14 protein-coding genes and 1 tRNA gene are annotated in these 17,064 nt (G+C 64.6%); 8 read left to right on the forward strand and 7 right to left on the reverse strand.

What is annotated here, in order from left to right; translation table 11 throughout:
• The first annotated feature begins 87 nt into the window (after positions 1-87).
• Complete coding sequence (gene rnd / locus NX05_RS11565) at positions 88-1,179, forward strand: ribonuclease D (RefSeq protein ID WP_039434591.1); 1,092 nt, start codon at positions 88-90, stop codon at positions 1,177-1,179.
• A gap of 77 nt (positions 1,180-1,256) precedes the next feature.
• Here rnd and ligD read toward each other — a convergent pair whose 3' ends face one another.
• Both ligD and NX05_RS22445 read right to left on the reverse strand, forming a co-directional pair.
• Positions 1,257-3,887 carry a DNA ligase D gene (gene ligD, locus NX05_RS11570; protein WP_039434588.1) on the reverse strand — a complete coding sequence of 877 codons (2,631 nt, stop codon included), beginning with the start codon at positions 3,885-3,887 and terminating at the stop codon, positions 1,257-1,259.
• A gap of 15 nt (positions 3,888-3,902) precedes the next feature.
• Positions 3,903-4,079 carry a DUF3606 domain-containing protein gene (locus tag NX05_RS22445; RefSeq protein ID WP_010372635.1) on the reverse strand — a complete coding sequence of 59 codons (177 nt, stop codon included), beginning with the start codon at positions 4,077-4,079 and terminating at the stop codon, positions 3,903-3,905.
• Positions 4,080-4,299: 220 nt separating this feature from the next.
• On the opposite strand from NX05_RS22445, the gene NX05_RS11575 reads away from it, so the two are divergent.
• The 4 genes from NX05_RS11575 to NX05_RS11585 all read left to right on the forward strand — a co-directional run bounded on the left by NX05_RS11575 (position 4,300) and on the right by NX05_RS11585 (position 6,594).
• Positions 4,300-4,701, forward strand: coding sequence for an H-NS histone family protein (locus NX05_RS11575; RefSeq protein ID WP_003485983.1), 402 nt, complete (start codon positions 4,300-4,302; stop codon positions 4,699-4,701).
• A gap of 90 nt (positions 4,702-4,791) precedes the next feature.
• Positions 4,792-4,867: transfer RNA gene (locus NX05_RS11580), tRNA-Ala, on the forward strand.
• A 164-nt stretch (positions 4,868-5,031) separates the two neighbouring features.
• Positions 5,032-5,208, forward strand: coding sequence for a hypothetical protein (locus NX05_RS24425; RefSeq protein ID WP_017118644.1), 177 nt, complete (start codon positions 5,032-5,034; stop codon positions 5,206-5,208).
• Between the two features lie 300 nt (positions 5,209-5,508).
• A complete protein-coding gene (locus tag NX05_RS11585; RefSeq protein WP_039434586.1) occupies positions 5,509-6,594 on the forward strand; it encodes a sensor domain-containing diguanylate cyclase in 1,086 nt (361 codons plus the stop codon).
• A gap of 42 nt (positions 6,595-6,636) precedes the next feature.
• Here the strand turns inward: NX05_RS11585 and NX05_RS11590 are convergent, their stop codons facing one another.
• Positions 6,637-7,146, reverse strand: coding sequence for a chemotaxis protein CheW (locus NX05_RS11590; RefSeq protein WP_039434583.1), 510 nt, complete (start codon positions 7,144-7,146; stop codon positions 6,637-6,639).
• Between the two features lie 11 nt (positions 7,147-7,157).
• Positions 7,158-8,816, reverse strand: a complete 1,659-nt coding sequence (locus tag NX05_RS11595) for a methyl-accepting chemotaxis protein (protein WP_039434581.1) — start codon at positions 8,814-8,816, stop codon at positions 7,158-7,160.
• Positions 8,817-9,121: 305 nt separating this feature from the next.
• On the opposite strand from NX05_RS11595, the gene NX05_RS11600 reads away from it, so the two are divergent.
• Complete coding sequence (locus NX05_RS11600) at positions 9,122-9,733, forward strand: DNA-3-methyladenine glycosylase (RefSeq protein ID WP_039434578.1); 612 nt, start codon at positions 9,122-9,124, stop codon at positions 9,731-9,733.
• Here the strand turns inward: NX05_RS11600 and NX05_RS11605 are convergent.
• A complete protein-coding gene (locus NX05_RS11605) occupies positions 9,673-14,067 on the reverse strand; it encodes a DEAD/DEAH box helicase (RefSeq protein ID WP_039434575.1) in 4,395 nt (1,464 codons plus the stop codon). The genes NX05_RS11600 and NX05_RS11605 overlap by 61 nt on opposite strands.
• A gap of 143 nt (positions 14,068-14,210) precedes the next feature.
• On the opposite strand from NX05_RS11605, the gene NX05_RS11610 reads away from it, so the two are divergent.
• Together NX05_RS11610 and NX05_RS11615 are read left to right on the forward strand one after the other, a co-directional pair.
• A complete protein-coding gene (locus NX05_RS11610; RefSeq protein ID WP_249027755.1) occupies positions 14,211-15,062 on the forward strand; it encodes an SDR family oxidoreductase in 852 nt (283 codons plus the stop codon).
• 412 nt (positions 15,063-15,474) lie between these two features.
• Complete coding sequence (locus NX05_RS11615) at positions 15,475-15,855, forward strand: DUF3301 domain-containing protein (RefSeq protein ID WP_010372604.1); 381 nt, start codon at positions 15,475-15,477, stop codon at positions 15,853-15,855.
• A 225-nt stretch (positions 15,856-16,080) separates the two neighbouring features.
• On the opposite strand, the gene NX05_RS11620 is transcribed toward NX05_RS11615, so the two are convergent.
• Together NX05_RS11620 and NX05_RS11625 are read right to left on the reverse strand one after the other, a co-directional pair.
• Positions 16,081-16,413, reverse strand: coding sequence for a hypothetical protein (locus tag NX05_RS11620; RefSeq protein ID WP_039434976.1), 333 nt, complete (start codon positions 16,411-16,413; stop codon positions 16,081-16,083).
• A 190-nt stretch (positions 16,414-16,603) separates the two neighbouring features.
• Complete coding sequence (locus tag NX05_RS11625) at positions 16,604-17,044, reverse strand: ClpXP protease specificity-enhancing factor (RefSeq protein ID WP_039434569.1); 441 nt, start codon at positions 17,042-17,044, stop codon at positions 16,604-16,606.
• Between the last annotated feature and the right edge of the window lie 20 nt (positions 17,045-17,064).

Consider the following 17,064-nt stretch of genomic DNA (forward strand, 5'->3'; position numbering starts at 1 on the left):
TTCCAGTGCTCTGCCGCACGACAGGCGATCGCGACGTTAGGCTATTCTGCGCGTTCTGCGCAAACCCTTGCTGTCGACGGAAATCACGTGCCCCATTGGATTACCCACCCCTCCGAGCTGACCGACCGCCTGCAGGCAGCGCGCCCGTCGCGCATCGGCCTGGATACCGAATTCATTCGCGAACGCACCTACTGGCCGCAACTGGCGCTGGTGCAGATGGCCATCGGCGAGGAGATCCTGCTGATCGACCCGCTGATTCCCGGCATGAACGAGGCGCTCAAGGAGTGGCTGACCGCCACCGACATCGTCAAGGTGATGCATAGCGCCAGCGAAGACCTGGTCACCTTCAAATGTGCGTGTGGTGTGTTGCCGCGACCGTTGTTCGACACCCAGATCGCCGCGGCGCTGGCCGGTGTCGGCGGCGGCATGGGCTACCAGAAACTGGTGCAGGAAGTGACCGGCACCTTGCTGACCAAGGGCGAGACGCGCTCAGACTGGATGCGCCGCCCGCTGTCGCCGTCGCAGCTGGAATACGCCGCCGACGACGTGCGCTTTCTGTTCGCGATCCACGACGAACTCACCCGCCGCCTCACCGAGCAGGACCGCCTGGGCTGGCTGGCCGAAGATGCCGAACGCCTGCTGGCCACGGTGGAGCACGACGATGGCGAACGTTGGCCGCATGTGAGCCTGCGCACTGCGCAATTCCTGGAGCCGGCGGCGCAACGGCGGCTGTTACGCCTGCTGCGTTGGCGCGACCTGCAGGCGCGTCAGAGTGATCGCCCGCGCAGCTGGATTCTGGACAACGAACTGGCCAGCCAATTGGCGCGGTTTCCACCCACCGATCCGGATGCCTTGCTGCGCCAGTTCGATAAATTTCCCAAGGCACCGCACAAGCTCGCCAATGCGGTGTGGGACGCGCTCAACACGCCACTGCCCGACGAAGAGCATGCGCCACTTGCCCAAGCCGCCACCGATGGCAACAAGGCCGTGCTCAAGCGTTTGCAGGACACCGTGGCGCAGCGCAGCCGCGAACTCGGCCTGCCGGATGGTCTATTGGCCTCACGCAGGCACCTGGAAACCTTGATCGAACAGCGCAGCTGGCCCGCGGCGCTAGGCCAGTGGCGGCGTGCGGTGCTGGAAGCGCAGGTGATGCCGCTGCTGGAAGAATCCGCGGCGTAGGCTTGCTAGCGGTTTGACACGTAAGCCCGCAGCCAAGCGGGCTTTTTTGTTGGCTTGCGCGGCAGCGGCGTCAGGCTTCAATCCTCATCTTGCTCCGCCCAACGCGCCAGGTTCTGCTGGATGCGGTCCATGTCTGCCCACGGGTCCTTGCGACGGCGGCGCAGCTTCTCCGGCACATCGCGCAAGGTAAACGCGTCGGCGCGTTGTAGCTTGGACAAGTCCGACCACGGCAGCGGCAGCGCGACTGGCGCACCCGGGCGGCCACGCAACGAGTAGGACGCCACCGCGGTGGCACCACGGCCGTTGCGCAGATAGTCGACGAAGATGCGCTTGTTGCGCAGGCTTTTGGTAGCAGTGGCGATAAACCGCTGCGGCTCCGCCTGCGCCAAGGCATCAGCAAACCCTTTGGCGAATCGCTTGGTCACTTCCCAATCACAACCGGGGTTCAAGGGCACCACCACGTGCAGGCCCTTGCCGCCGGAGACGCGCAAGAACGATTCCAGCTCAAGCTGCGCCAGCAGCTTGCGAATATCGTTTGCTGCACGTTTGACCTCGGAAAACGGCACATCCGGGCCGGGATCGAGATCGAACACCACACGGTCGGCAACATCCGGTCGGTCGGCGTGCGAGCCCCAGGGATGGAATTCCAGCGCATTGAATTGCACCAGTTCCAGCAAGCCGGGCGCATCTTCGACAACAAGGTAGTACGCGTTGGTGCCGGTCTCTTCGGTCAGCTTGACCGAGCTCACGCGCTCGAGGCCGGCCGTGTGGTGTTTCTGGAAAAAACACGGTTTTTCCGCGCCGCTCGGGCAGCGGATGATCGACAGCGGCCGGCCTACGATCTGCGGCAACAGGTGATCCATCACCGCCTGGTAGTAGTCCCACACGTCGCGCTTTGTCGCGCGGATATCGGGATAGATCAGCTTGGTCGGGCTGGACAGCGTCGGCATCGCGTCCGCAGCGGGTGCGGCAACTGCCGATTTGCGCGTGGCAGCCGCTGCGGCGCGCGTTGCTGCACGCTTTGGTGCCTGAGTGGTCACAGTCCTGGCATTTTTCGCACCACGCTTTGGCGAACGCTTGGCCGAAGGCGTTGCAGCCGCGCCATCTGCCGCATCGCTGTCGGAAAGATCGGCAATGCGCTTATCCGGGCGCAGCGCCTTGAACGATGCCTGCCGCAGCAACTTTTGCCCACCGATGCCGCGGTAGAACACTTCCACCACGAAGCGTGGCGCAAACCAGGTGGCGCCGCGCAAGTCGGTGTCGTCGGTGGGAACGTGCGCAGTGGGTTTACGGTCACCACCACCCTCCAACTGCTGGGTGACTTCGCGCATCAAGGCATCGGAAAAGCCGGACCCAACGCGGCCCACGTACAACCAGCCATGTACCGGGTCCGGCGTGGCCAATAACAGCGAGCCAAAGCCACTGCGGCTGCCCTTGGGCGCGGTATAGCCGACCACCGCATATTCCTGGCTTGCCAGCTGCTTGGTCTTGCGCCAATCGTCGCTGCGCCCGTCGCGATAGGGGCGATCGGCACGTTTGGAAATGATGCCTTCGAAATGTTGCTCGCCGGCGACCTGGAATGCCTCGGTGCCATCGCCTTCCACATGTGAGCTGTAGGCCAGATGCGTGCTGGACGCCGCCTCAAGCACTTGCTGCAACAAGTGCTTGCGCTCGCGCAGCGGCGCCTCGCGAATGTCCACGCCGTCCACGTGCAGCAAATCGAACACCGCCAGTGCCAGCGGCATTTGGCGTTCGCCAGACAGGGCGGCCTGCAGCAGGTTGAAGTCTTCTTTGGTGCCGCGTCCGGCAATCAATTCGCCATCGATCTGCGCGCTGCGCAGGCCCAGCGACCGGATTGCATCGGCAATCTCCGGCGTCTTGTCGGTCCACTCCAGCGCATTGCGCGACCACAGCCGCACCTTGCCTGCGGTGACCGTTGCCAGGATGCGGTAACCGTCCCATTTGATTTCATGCAGCCACTGCGCGCCTTCGGGCGGGGACTGGCCCAGCTTGGCCAGCTGCGGCGCAAATGCGGCATCTTCCATCTCGGCACGCCGTGCATTGGTCAGCGCCAGCGCCTTCTTCGCCCAGCCGCCGCGCTTTTTCGCGGCCGGCAGCGGCACCGTCTTCAGCGTTTTTCGCTGGGGCTTGCCCGCGCCTGCGCGGCGCACATCCTCCGCGGGCGCGGCAGCGACATCGGCCAGCAGATCGTCTGCTTCCAGCCTGCCCGCATAGGCATCGTCCTCCTTGAATAGCAGCCACTGCGGCTGCCGCGCCGGCTTGCTGGAGCGCACCAGATGCCAGCCGCCCTTGAGCTTGTTGCCGAACAATTCGAAGCGCAGATGTCCCTTGGCCAGCTGCGCTTCCGCATCGCCCGTGGTCGCCCACACGCCATGGTCGAACTGCGCCACATGCCCGCCGCCGTATTCGCCTTTGGGAATCTCGCCCTCGAAGCTCGCGTAGTCGACCGGGTGATCTTCGACCTCCACTGCCATGCGCTTGACCTTGGGGTCGTAGCTTGGCCCCTTCGGTACCGCCCAGCTCTTGAGTGCATCGCCAACCTGCAGGCGGAAGTCGTAGTGGCGGCGACTGGCGTGGTGCAACTGCACGACGAAGATCGCGCGCCGCCCTTGCGGCAGGGCCTTGCCCGGCTCTGGCTCACGGGTCTTGTCGAAGCTGCGCTTGCGGCGGTACTCGCTCAGGCTCATGGCAAACCTTCCCGCTTATTTGCCCAAGTGCTGACGCACGCTGGCAGCGGCCGGGCCAACCTTCTGCACGGCGGCGCGTAACTCCTCGGCGCTGACGCCCAGGGTCTTGGTCCAGTACTGCAGCTCGTAGGGTTCATTGACGTTGATGCGGTCGCGGTCTGGCGAGCCAACGTTACGTTTGTCGTCACTCATTGCATGCTCCTGTATCGTCATTGTCGGGTCTGCTAACGTCAGCCTGTGGCCAAGTAGCGCCTGTAGCGACAATGCGAAAGCGCTTGAACAGGCGTCGTGAAAGGCCCGTTCACGCTGTGTGCAAACCCCTGTTCCATAACGGCCGCCCCCGGGCCACATGCCATAATGCCGCGCGCCCTTCGGGCAGCGTGTCCACTCTTTATTCCGAGGCCATACCTCTGTGAGCAATACCTCTTCGAAACTGGATTCCATCGCGCAAGCCAAAGCCAAGCTGCTGGACGAACTGCAGAAGCTGGAAGAACAGGAGAAAACCGAGCGCGCGAGCGAGGCATCCTCTGCGCATGCCACCATCGTCTCGCTGCTCGAACAGTTCGCCGGTCACTTCAACACCAAGCAGCGCAACGACATTGCCGCCTACTTGGGCACCACCGCTGCCCGCAAGGAAGTGGTCAAGAGCGGCCGCAGCGAAGTGAAGCCCAAGTACGAGCTGCCGCACACCGGCGAAACCTGGTCCGGCCGTGGCCGCACCCCGAAGGCCTTCGCTGCCTGGGAAGGTTCGGTGTCGTACAAGGAATGGAAGGCAAAGAACCCGGACCTCAAGTTCCCGCTGGTTCGCGAGTAAGACCAAGGCCCACATGACTGCAGCGTTGCACGGTCGGCTGCGTCCTTCGCTTGGCGAACCGCGCAGCTTGTGGGTAGAATCGAAGCACGTGGGGCGGTAGCTCAGCTGGGAGAGCGTCGCGTTCGCATCGCGAAGGTCGAGGGTTCGATCCCCTTCCGCTCCACCATTGCATCAAACGCACGAGCCCTGGAAACGTCATGTTTCCGGGGCTCGTGCGTTACTGGAGGGCGCTGCTGGGCGAAGAGCTGTGCAAGGCAACTGGTCGCCGTGGCGCCGGGATCACATCGCGCGCGCTAACGTTCGGCTTCACTCCAACGGTGGATCCAGACCATGAGCAATAAAGGCCAACAACCCGACGAAGTCGCCGACGATGCGCACGGCGTGACTGAGAGCCAGCAGGACCGCCAGCACGACGATGCCGCCAAGCAACGCCCGGGCCAGGAAGATCTGAAGGTGCACGACGAACACAGCCGCCGCCCCAAGGGCAAAGTTAGTCAGGGAGAGTGAGTTGGCCCAAGCCGCAGCCTGGCACCGCGCAGTACCCGGGCCGCTGATACGGTCGCCCCCCCCCGCACCATCGCCCGCGCGGCCTTGCAACGTATCAGGCGACTGTCAACGCGGGGTCTGCAGGACTAGACTCAAGCGCCGGACGCGCCAGTGCTCCTGTAGCAAGATCAGGACAGGCACCCGCCGGTATGCCGGTGTCCAGAGAGCAGTGCCATGGCAGCACTACAATTGCATCCGCCAGCGCCTCGCCGCTTTATTCCTTCATCGCCTTGATGGCGCCTTGTTCCGGTGGTGCTTCGCATGCAGATACCCGACGCACCCGCGTTGAACCTGATCCACGCAACGCTGCTCCCAGGTGGCGTCAACGCGAATTTCGGTGCGCGCCTGCCGGCCAACGAAGATGAGCGCGTGGATGCGCTGCATGCGTACCGCCTGCTGGACACCGCAGCGGAGCCAAGCTACGACGCGTTCACCTCGATTGCGGCCACGCTCTTCCGCACGCCGATGGCACTGATTTCGCTGATCGATACACATCGGCAGTGGTTCAAATCCAAGGTCGGCATGCAGCCGACCGAGACACCGCGCGAACTCTCGTTCTGCGCGCACGCCATTCTCGAACCCGATCAGGTGATGGAAGTCGGCGACACCCTTCTGGACCCACGCTTCACGCACAATGCGCTGGTTACGGGCGAGCCGCAGATCCGTTTCTATGCGGGCGCGCCGCTGCTGACTTCCGACGGTATCGCGCTGGGCACGCTGTGCGTGCTGGACCGCACCCCGCGGCGCCTGTCGGTCGCCGAGCGCGACGCGTTGCAATCATTGGCCAAGCAAGTCGTCAATACCATCGAACTGCAACAGGCCGCTCGGCTGGTGGAACTGGATGCATTGCGCGACGTGCTCACCGGGCTATGGAATCGCGCCGGCCTGGAGCACGCCTTACATGCGCTTGCAGACGCGCCCAGCGCGCCACCTGACGCCGCATTAGGCTTCATGTTGATCGAACTGGATGGCTTCAAACGGCAGAAATTACAGGCCGGCGCAGCGGCGGCAGATGCCACCTTGCTTCAGTTGGCTGCCGTGCTTGAAGCGCAGCTGCCGCCAGAGGCGATCTTGTCACGCCTGGCCTGCGACCAATTCTGCGTGGCGCTGCCGACAACGACGGCATCGGCGGTACTCGCTGCTGCCGAAGGCGTGCGCAAGGCCGTGGAAGACGCACCCTGGCCTACCGGCCCGTTGACCATAAGCGCCGGGCTGGTGGACGTTGCCGCGCACGCTGCGCTTGAGAGTAATACCTTGCTGGCACGCGCCCGTCATGCGCTACAACAGGCGCGTCGCGATGGCCGCAACCGCGTGCAGCGCTTCGACGGATGGCACCTGCGGGACTGACCAGCGCACTCAGCGCTGATCGTCCTGCCACACTGCTATAGCTCAGGCCGCCAGCGCGTCGGTATTGCCGGCGATCTCGTCCACCTGCAGCACCTGCTCCATGTCCAGCAACACCACAAAGCGCTCGCCGACCTTGCCCATGCCGCGCAGCAAATCACGGCGGATATGCGTGCCGAACGAAGGTGCTGCTTCGATGTCCTGATCGGCCAGTTCGATCACTGCATTGACCGCATCCACCAGCACGCCGATCACCTGCGTGCCTTGTGCCTGCTCGGTGGCCAGAATCACGATGCAGCTGCGTTTGCCGATTGCGCTGTCCGCACGGCCCAGCCGCGATTGCAGGTCCACCACCGGCACCACCGCGCCGCGCAGATTGATTACCCCGCGCACGCACTCCGGCATCGACGGCACCGGCGTGGGCGTGCGGTATTGAATAATTTCGCGAATGCCCAGAATGCTGGTGGCGAAGGTTTCGCCATCCAGTTGGAAGGTCAGATATTGCGCGGCGGCATTAGCGTCGCCGGGCATCACATCAAGTGTCGCTGCGGTCATGGGTCGCTCTCTCAGAAACGCGCGAATTGGCCTTCGTCGGGGCCCTCGGACATCGCATACGCCGGCGCTGCATTGCTGCGCCAACCACGCGTTCCTGCAGCACGCGCCGTACGCGCGGCCACCTGCTTGCCGCGCTTGGGTGGCACAGTGCTCGCGCCCTGCCCGCCCAGGCGGAAGAACGCCATGCTCTGCTGCATCTGTTCGGCCTGCGCGCTCATCTCCTCAGCGGTGGCGGCCAGCTCTTCGGACGCGCTGGCGTTCTGCTGGGTTGTCTGGCTCAGCTGCACGACTGCCGAGTTGATCTGGCTGACGCCGGAGGATTGCTCTTCGGAGGCGGCGGAAATTTCCTGCACCAGATCGGAAGTGCGCTTGATGTTGGGCACGATCGAATCCAGCAAACGGCCGGCACGATCAGCCAATTCCACACTGGAACTGGCCACCTCACCGATCTCCTGCGCGGCCACCTGGCTGCGTTCGGCCAGCTTGCGCACTTCGGCAGCCACCACGGCAAAGCCCTTGCCATGTTCGCCGGCACGCGCCGCGTCGATCGCGGCATTGAGCGCGAGCAGATTGGTCTGGTACGCGATGTCGTCGATGATGCCGATCTTCTGCGCAATCTGCTTCATCGCCTGGGTGGTGGCAACCACCGCTTCGCCACCTTCCACGGTTTCTTTCGCGGCCTGGGTGGCCATGCCGTCGGTGACGCGTGCGTTTTCGGTGTTCTGGCTGATCGAGGCGGTCATCTGCTCCAGCGAGGCGCTGGTTTCTTCCACGCCGGCCGCCTGTTCGCTTGCCGCCTGCGACAACGACTGCGCAGTGGCGCTGACTTCTTCTGACGCACTGGCGAGCGTTTCGGCGCTGGTGTTGACCTCGCCGACCACCTGCGCCAGCTTCTGCACCATGGTGCGCATCGCTTCGAGCAATTGCGCGGTTTCATCGCGGCCATGCACATCGATACGCATGGTGAGATCGCCTTCGGACAAGCCGTTGGCCACGCCTACTGCACGGCGGATCGGCCCGGTGACGCTGCGGCTGATCACCACGCCGAGAATGGCACCGAGCAACACGCCGCCGCAGATGATGGCGACCAGTAGCCGGGAACTGCGCGTGTGGATTGCATCGGCTTCTGCGTTAGCCGCGGCGGCGCTGCGCTCGCGCAGGCCGCTCAGGTCGGTCATCAGGTTATCCACTTCGTCCGAACTGGCGCGCACCGCACGCGAGAGCACGGCCAGTTCCGGATTAGCCTCGCGCAGCGCTTCGCGGTTGGCGGCTTCGATAAAGCGGCCGCGCTCGTCCAGATACTTCTGCCAGGCGCGATCGAATTGCGCCAACTTGTTCTTGCCTTCTTCGCTTTGGAAGCTGGCGCGCGCACGGGTCATGTAATCGACCACCTTGGCGGTGTGTTTGTCGATGTTCTGAACATGCGACTGGCGCTCTTCCGCGCTGCTGGCCAACAACAGATTGGCGCGCGCACGGCCGGCATAGATGAGATTGATGTTGGCTTCCTTGACGTTGGACATACCGAGCAATTCGCGCTCGTACAACGAACTCGACAACGCATTGATGCGGCCGGAGTTGGAATAGCCCACCCACCCGATGCATGCGCCGATCGCCGAGACGATCAGGAATGCCACGATCAGTCTGGTTCCGATTCTGAAGTTGCCTAACATTTAGGGAGTTCTCTCAAAAAGATGCGTGGGCGACATGCGCTGCATGACGGCGATGGCGCTGTGCGGACCGCGGGCTGCGATGCGGCTCGTCAAACCAATCGTTAATGGCTATCGGCGACGACAAAACACGCTTGAGAGGCGGGCATTGCCATACTGCGTATTCATGCAACCGGATCTGCGCTTTTGTGACAGGTCATGCGCTCGCAGCACCGTGTATTCGGAAAAACCCTACCCGGCCCGAGGGCTGTCCAGAGCAATCCGCAGCGACATCACGGGCGCGCAGCTAGGCTTCGTCCATGACGTCTATGCCCCTGCCCCGCGCGTTTTACGCGCACGATGCACGCCACGTTGCGCCGCAATTGCTCAACAAGGTAGTGGTCAGTGCCGACGGACGCCGTGGGCGGATCACCGAGGTGGAAGCCTATTGCGGCAGCGAAGACCCGGCCGCGCACTCGTTCCGCGGCATGACCCCGCGCACGCAGGTGATGTTCGGTTCGCCGGGGCACCTGTATGTGTATTTCATCTATGGCATGCACTGGGCGATCAATGCCGTATGCGGCGGTGCGCCTGGGCATGCGGTACTGATCCGCGCACTGGAACCGCTAGCCGGTCTCGACAGCATGCAGGCCGCACGCGGCGCCGCGCCCCTCAAAGTATTGACCACCGGCCCAGGCCGCCTGGCACAAGCGTTCGATGTGAATGCTGCCGACAATGGGCTGGACCTCACAACTGGCGCTGCGCGGCTGTGGATCGAAGACGACGGTGTGCCGCCACCCGCCAATCCACTGGCGACGCCACGCATCGGCATTCGCAAGGCGGTGGATGCGCCATGGCGTTGGGTGGTTGCCGACAGCCGCTATGTGTCGCGTCCGCTTCCGCGCGTGGCTGGTGCAGGCACTGCGCTTTCGCGCGACTGAGCCAACCAGCGTTCCATCGGCGATTGCTCGGCCGCGCCAGGCACGCGCTGCAACACGCGCAGCGCCTGCTCGGCCTGCTCGGGGGTGAGTTCCTGCACCGCTTGGAAGCGATCTGCCGCCCACACCGCCATCGGCAGCCCATCCAGAAATGCAACACGATTGCCCGGCACACGCGCGACACGCTCGCCTGGCAACAGGCTGCCGAGCAGATTGCTGGGGTCGCTTGCACTCACGCAGATCCACTGTTGCGGCAATGCCTGTGCACGCACACGGCGCAAGGCCGCAATCGCATCCGGCAACGCGAACTGCTCGCCGGACAGCCCGGCGATAAAACGCCCGCCGCGGATTTCGCCACGCGCTTCCAGCCGTTGGTACATGCGCAGCAATTCGCGCCACGGCGGCAGCCACGCCGCCTCGCGTTCGAGCACCCGCCAGCACACCACGCCATAGCGACGCAGCAAGGTGCGCGCCACGTGTTCGAGGGTTTCCTGATGCCGCTCGCCGGCTTCGGCCAACGGCAACTCTGGCAATGCACGCACCGGTGCCCAGCGCCCGGCATCGCGAATGCCCAGCGCACTTGCACGGCGACGGTGACGCGACAGCGCCGAGGGCCGCTTGGACGCCGGCACCAGCAGCGCGCGCAGGCCGGCGTAGCTGTCGCAGTGCGCACGGCCGCGCATCACCAGCTCGCTCAATGCATCTTCCAGCTCGGTGTTCATCAGATGCGCGGCATCGGCAATTTCGTCGAAGAACAACGCGCCTTGCTGCTGCAATACGCCCATGACGCGCTGTGCGCGGGACCCTAGTGGTGCGTCGTCGGCATCGCGCGCCAGCGCACTCCAGCGCTGCGCTTCGCGCCGCGGCAGCAGCACGATCGGCGTGCTGCGCAGCGCGGCGCCGCTGCGGCCGCCGCCGGGCCGCAAGCGTGCCCACAGCGTGCGCCCCGCGGTGCACAACTCGTCCAGCCAGGCCGGTTGATAGTCGCGCACGCGCGCTGGCAACAGCTCACTCTCCCACAGCACCGCAGGCGCCTCGAAGCCTTCGAGCTGCCCGACCACACCGGCCAATGCATCCGGCCCTGCCACGCGGCTACTGCTGTCCACGTGCTGCCACTCGAACAGAAACCGTGCGTAATCGCGCTGCGACACCGGTTCGATCTCGCGGCGCAATCGCCCCAGCGTGTAGCGATGGATGCGTGCCAGCAGATGACGCTCGCACCACTCTTCTGCCTGCGCGTGCGCACTGAACTGCCCGGACATGACGTAGCCCTCGCGCTGCAAGGCCGCCAACGACAGCGCAATCTCTGCGTCCGGCACCTGCAACGCGTGGGACAAGGCTGGCACCTGTGCCGGCCCCACGGCAGACAGGCGCCCGCGCAGCAGTTCGCGCACTGCCCAATCGCGCTCCCAGTCGGCAACGCGGCAATCGGCTGGCGCCTGCAATGGCGGCTGCGCAGTGGCTTGTGGATACAACGGCAGAAACCAGTCGATACGCTCGGCACTGATCCACAGCGCCGGACTTCCATGCAAGGCAATGCAGGCGGCGCGGCCGGCCGCAGCCAGCGCGGACAACCAAACCTGCCACTGGGCATCGGTGGCCTCTTCGACCGGCAACACGCCGAGTCCCACCAGTGCCTCGTGCATTTCTTCGGCATCGCGCGGCTGTGGCCAGGCTTCTTCGCGCACGGCCTCGATGGCCTGCGGATCAAGCCGCCCTAAGTCGTCGCTGCTTTGCGGTGTGTAGCGGCGACTTTGCACGGCCTGGGTGCGGCGTTCTTCCAGTGGTGCATCGTCGAGAAATGCATAGGGACGCGCATTCAAGGCTTCGGCTGCCAGCGGCGAGGGTGCGGGCAGATCGCGCGCAATCAGCGTGATCGCGCCGGATTCCAGCCCGCGCAACACCTGCAGCCAGCCTTCGCTGTCCATGGATTGATGCAGGCAATCTTCCAGCGTCTGCGCTACCAGCGGATGGTCCGGCACCTCGCGTTCGCCGACCAGATTTTCTGCGCAGGCCACTTGATCCGGGAATACGGTGGCCAGCAAATCCTCCGACTTCATCCGCTGCAACTGCGGCGCCACCTTGTTGCCGCCGCTGAAGCGCGGCAGCGCCATCGCATTGGTCGCGTTCCAACGCCAGCGCACGCCGAACAGCGGCGCATCCAGCAATGCCTGGATTAGCACATGCTCGGCCGATGACGAATGCAGGTAGCGGCCAACCTCTTCCAGCGCAAAACTGTGACTGGTGGACAGCGACAGCACGATGGCATCTTCGGTGGCTGCCGCCTGCAATTCGAAATTGAAGGTGCGGCAAAAGCGCTTGCGCAATGCCAGCCCCCACGCACGATTGATGCGGCTACCGTAGGGCGAATGAATCACCAGCTGGGTGCCGCCGCTGGCATCGAAGAAACGCTCCATCACTAGGCACTGCTGGGTGGGCATTGCACCCAGTGCGGTGCATGCGTTGGCCAGATAGTCCACCAGTTGACGCGCCGCTTCGGCAGACATCGCCAGTTCTTTGTGCAGCCAGTTGCAGGCCGCCTGATGCGGTGCGGTGTCCAGCCGCGCAGCAAGTTCACCACGCAGGCGCGACACCGCCGCCGACAGCTCGTCGCTGCGACCGGGCGCTTCGCCCAGCCAGAACGGAATGTTCGGAGGCGCGCCCTTGGCATCTTCCACGCGCACGCGCCCCGCCTCCACACGCAGGATGCGGTAGCTGGCGTTGCCGAGCTGGAACACATCGCCGGTGAGGCTTTCGACGGCGAAATCTTCGTTCACCGTGCCGATCTTTTCGGCCTGCGGTTCCAGCACCACGCTGTAGTCGCCGGTTTCGGGAATGGTGCCGCCGGAGGTCAGCGCGGTCATGCGCGCGCCGCGCCGTGCATGCAGGCGCCGATGCACCGCGTCGCGGTGCAGATACCCGGCGCGCGGACCAAGCCGCGTACTGAAGCCATCGCACAGCATGCGCACCACGCTGTCGAAGGTGGCGCGGCTCAACCCGGCGAATGGCCACGCGCGCCGCACCAGTGCAAACAGCGCATCTTCGTCCCAGTCCTCGCACGCAACTTCGGCCACGATTTGCTGCGCCAATACGTCGACCGGCGCCAACGGAATGCGCAAGGCATCCAGTTCGCCACGACGGATGCTGTCCAGCAGCGCGGCGCATTCGACCAACTCGTCGCGGGTCTGCGGAAATAAGCGCGCCTTCGGCGTACCGCCGACCTTGTGCCCGGAACGCCCGGCGCGTTGCAGGAAGGTGGCGATCGATCGCGGCGAACCGAGCTGACAAACCAGATCGACATCGCCGATATCCAGCCCCAACTCCAGCGATGCGGTCGCAACCAAAACGGTCAGATCGCCAGCCTTGAGCCGTTGTTCGGCCAACAGGCGCGTCTCGCGCGACAGACTGCCGTGATGTGCTGCCACGCGCTGCTTGCCGAGCAGATCGCCCAGATGCCGCGCCGCGCGCTCAGCCATGCGCCGCGTATTGACGAACACCAGCGTGGTGCGATGTTGCTGCGCAAGCGCGGTCACATCGGCGTACACCTGTAGCCATTGGTCGTTGGACATCACCACGCTCAACGGCGTGGGCGGCAACGCCAGCGCTAGATCGCGCGTGCGGGTGTAGCCGATATCGACAACCTCGCACTGCCGCAGCAGGCCGTCTGCGCTGACGCCGACCAGAAACTGCGCCACTGTCTCGATCGGCTTTTGCGTTGCCGACAGCCCTACCCGCGTGATCGGCTGCGCGGCCAGCCGCTGCAAGCGCTCCAGCGTCAGGCTTAGATGGCTGCCGCGTTTGTCCGCAGCCACCGCATGGATTTCATCGACGATCACGGTGCGCACGTGCCGTAGCGCCGTGCGCCCGGATGCCGACCCCAACAGCACATACAACGACTCCGGCGTGGTCACCAGAATATGCGGCGGCGTGCGGCGCGCCTGCGCGCGCTCGCGTTGTGGCGTGTCGCCGGTGCGCACCGCCGTGCGGACCGGCACATCCGACAAACCATTCGCGACCAGCGCCGCGCGGATGCCTTGCAACGGCGCGTCCAGGTTGAGGTGGATGTCGTTGGACAAGGCCTTCAACGGCGACACGTAAACCACGCGGGTTTCGTCGGGCAATACGCCACCGTTGGCCAGCCCGTCGCGAATCAATACATCGATAGCAGCGAAGAATGCGGTCAGCGTCTTGCCCGAACCGGTTGGCGCGGCCACCAGGGTGTGGCGCCCGGCCTGGATCGCCGGCCACGCCGCAATCTGCGCCGGAGTCGGCGCAGCGAAGGTCTGTGCGAACCAACCTGCAACCACGGGATGAAATTGCTGCAGAACAGAGTGCATGGGCGATACCAGTTGCGAATGACCCGCTTCGGGCAGCGAGCCGCATGAGGTCAAGACGGAAACGTAGCTTTACTGCTGGAATGTTCTCGTGAGGTGGCGCCATTGCCGCGCGGATGCAAGTCGGCATCTACAGCGGGCGGTGAATGGATTCACCGGCATTCACAGGCGTCTCCCGAGCACCTCACTACGCTCCCTCGCTCCCCAGGCAACCTCGAGAGGGCAGCATCATGAAGGCAAGCGGCAATACCATCCTGGTGACGGGCGGCGGTTCGGGGATCGGGCGGGCACTCGCCCAGCGCTGGCATGCGGCGGGCAATCGCGTGATCGTCGCAGGGCGTCGCCGCACCGCGCTGGAAGGGACCGCAGCGGGTCACGCCGGCATGCAGGTGCGCACGCTGGACATCGACGATGCCGACGCCGTCCAGGCGTTTGCGCGCGAGCTAATAGAGGCCTTTCCCAATCTCAATGTGCTGGTCAACAACGCAGGCACCTACGCCAGCGAAGATCCCCGGCGACAGCGCGGCCTGGCCGATGCCGAACGCATGCTCCTGACCAACGTGCTCGGTCCCATCCGCTTGATCGACGCACTGATCGAGCATCTGCGCGCGCAGCCGGATGCGGCCCTGCTCAATGTCTCCTCGGGCACGGCCTTCGTGCCCTATCCGGCCGCGCCCACCTACAGTGCTAGCAAGGCCGCGCTGCACAGTTACACCGCCGCGCTGCGGCCATTGCTGCAGGGACGGGTGGAAGTGATCGAGATCGTACCGCCGCAGGTACAGACGGAGCTGACGCCCGGCCAGTCGCAAGATCCGAACTCGATGCCGCTCGACGCCTTCGCCGATGAGGTCATGGCGCTACTGCATCCCGACCCCGCGAGCGCCCGCTCGCCTGCCGAAGTCTGCGTCAGCCGGGTTCGCCCGTTCCGTGATGCCGAGCGCAACGGTCAGTTCAACGCGACCCTGGCAACGATTGTTGCGCACCTGCCAGCTGACTGAGCCAACGTTGCCAGGCCTGCGCACAGCGCGCTTGCTGTAACAGCAACCGAACAGCATCCCAGCACCGGGCATCGACCTAAAACGGCAACACAAGAGGCAAGTAGCTGCTGCACGCCACGGCACATCGGGCGCTTGCGGTATCAGCCAGCGCGCCGGACGGCGGCTCCTCGCGCCAGCCGCCAATTCGAGGAACGCTGCACCTCCAGCACGCCCACGCAGCTCCAGGCAGCGCTGCTCGCGCACCATCTGCCCTCAACGCCGCAACGGCGGAATGCGCATGCGGATCGAAGCCATCGACCACGTTGCGCTTGTCGGGCAAGCAAGGCCATGGCATTGCCGTTATATGCCTTGGTGCCGGCCTCTGCCGCCCACAAGGCGAGGCGTTCGCAACGCTGCGGCGCCTGGACAGCGATTGTCCACCGGCTACATGCCATGGCACATTGGCGCCATGCCCAGCCTGATTCTTTTCATGATTGCCGGCGCCGCGCTGTTCGCGTTCTGGAACTCTTCGCGCGCTGCTGCCGAACGTGCCGACATCCTCGGCCGCAATGCCTGCCGCGCGGCCGATGTGCAGTGGCTGGACCAGAGCGTGCATTCCACCAACATCCGTATCTGCAGGATGCCCAACGGCTGGCTCGGCTTCGAACGCACCTTCCGTTTTGAGTATTCCTATGACGGCGCGGATCGCCATAGCGGCAAGCTGGTATTGCGGGGCGACCAGCTGATTGCCTTCACCGGCCCGCAGGTCGCCACCGTACGGGCGTTGCACCCGGAGCAAGAGCGGCTGGAGTGACGGGTAGATGTGCAGCGTGGGCGATTTGCAGCGGCAGCGAATGTCGCGCGCTGGTGCTGACGCCGCACGCCTCACACCGTCGCAGTGCCACGTGACGCGCATTACGGTGTTGAACGGCCAGCTCCGTTGTGATTTGAGCCCCAGCAACTCTCGCTGCGCGTCGTTACCGTGTAGGGATCGGGCCAAAGAATTCCGGCATCTGGCGGCCCTCCAACGCCGATCACTTCACTCTGCGAGCACGGAACTAGCAGGCACCGCTTCGTAGCCATTCCCTCTGCCACTCAACCAGCACACCTGTTGCTTGCCCTCTCGACGCAGGTGCGCCTGCGCAAATACGCATAAGGGGTCCAGCAAGTCGGCATCCTTCAACAGACGCGACTTGTCACCAACCGCGATGCTAAGAAAGTGCGCCTCATTCGGCGTATCGGCGTAGCTGCGCGCGAAAAGACAGCGCGCGCCGTCCACAAAGCGATAGAGGTCGTACGCGTAGTAGTAGTCATATGCGCCGGAAGCATCCGGAGTACTGCAATCGACATGACGGGTCCGCTCCACGTGCACTGAAAGCCTCACATCGCTCGGACCTTTAACGCGTACGCCCACCACTCCTACCGCGGCTAGAAAAACAGAGTGCGCAGTCGCCAGGCGGCTATGGACAGCAAGCAAGAACCAAAGTGCACGCGTCGTACGTGTGATTCCCGGCACCGGCCGCACCCGCCTGGCGGCGATGCGATCATTTTGTGCGTTGCGCCTACTTCACCACGCGCAGATGCGGGCGCTTACCGCCACTCGGTGGTTCGTCCGGCTTTGGCGCGCTCGGCGGCGACGCACCCGGATCAGGCGGCTCGCTGCTGGTACCGGGGATGTCGTCCGGCAGCGCCATGCCCTGCCCGGTCTCGCGTGCGTATACCGCCAGCACCGCGGCCATCGGCACCATCACCGGGTGGCTCACGCCACCGAAGCGCGCGGTGAAGCTCACGCTTTCGTTGTCAACCTGCAGGCCAACCACGGCGCGCTCTGCGATATTCAATACGACGCGGCCGTCCTTGACGGCACTGGCAGGCACCTGCACACCGGGCAGGCCTGCATCCACCAAAACGTGCGGCGTCATGCCGTTGTCGTTGATCCATTCGACCAAGGCCCGCAACAGGTACGGGCGATGGCTGGTCATGCGGGGGAAATCTTCACTCATTGCATCATTTTACCCGCACA

The sequence above is a fragment of the Xanthomonas vasicola genome (genome assembly GCF_000772705.2).
Classification (GTDB): Bacteria; Pseudomonadota; Gammaproteobacteria; order Xanthomonadales; family Xanthomonadaceae; genus Xanthomonas; species Xanthomonas vasicola.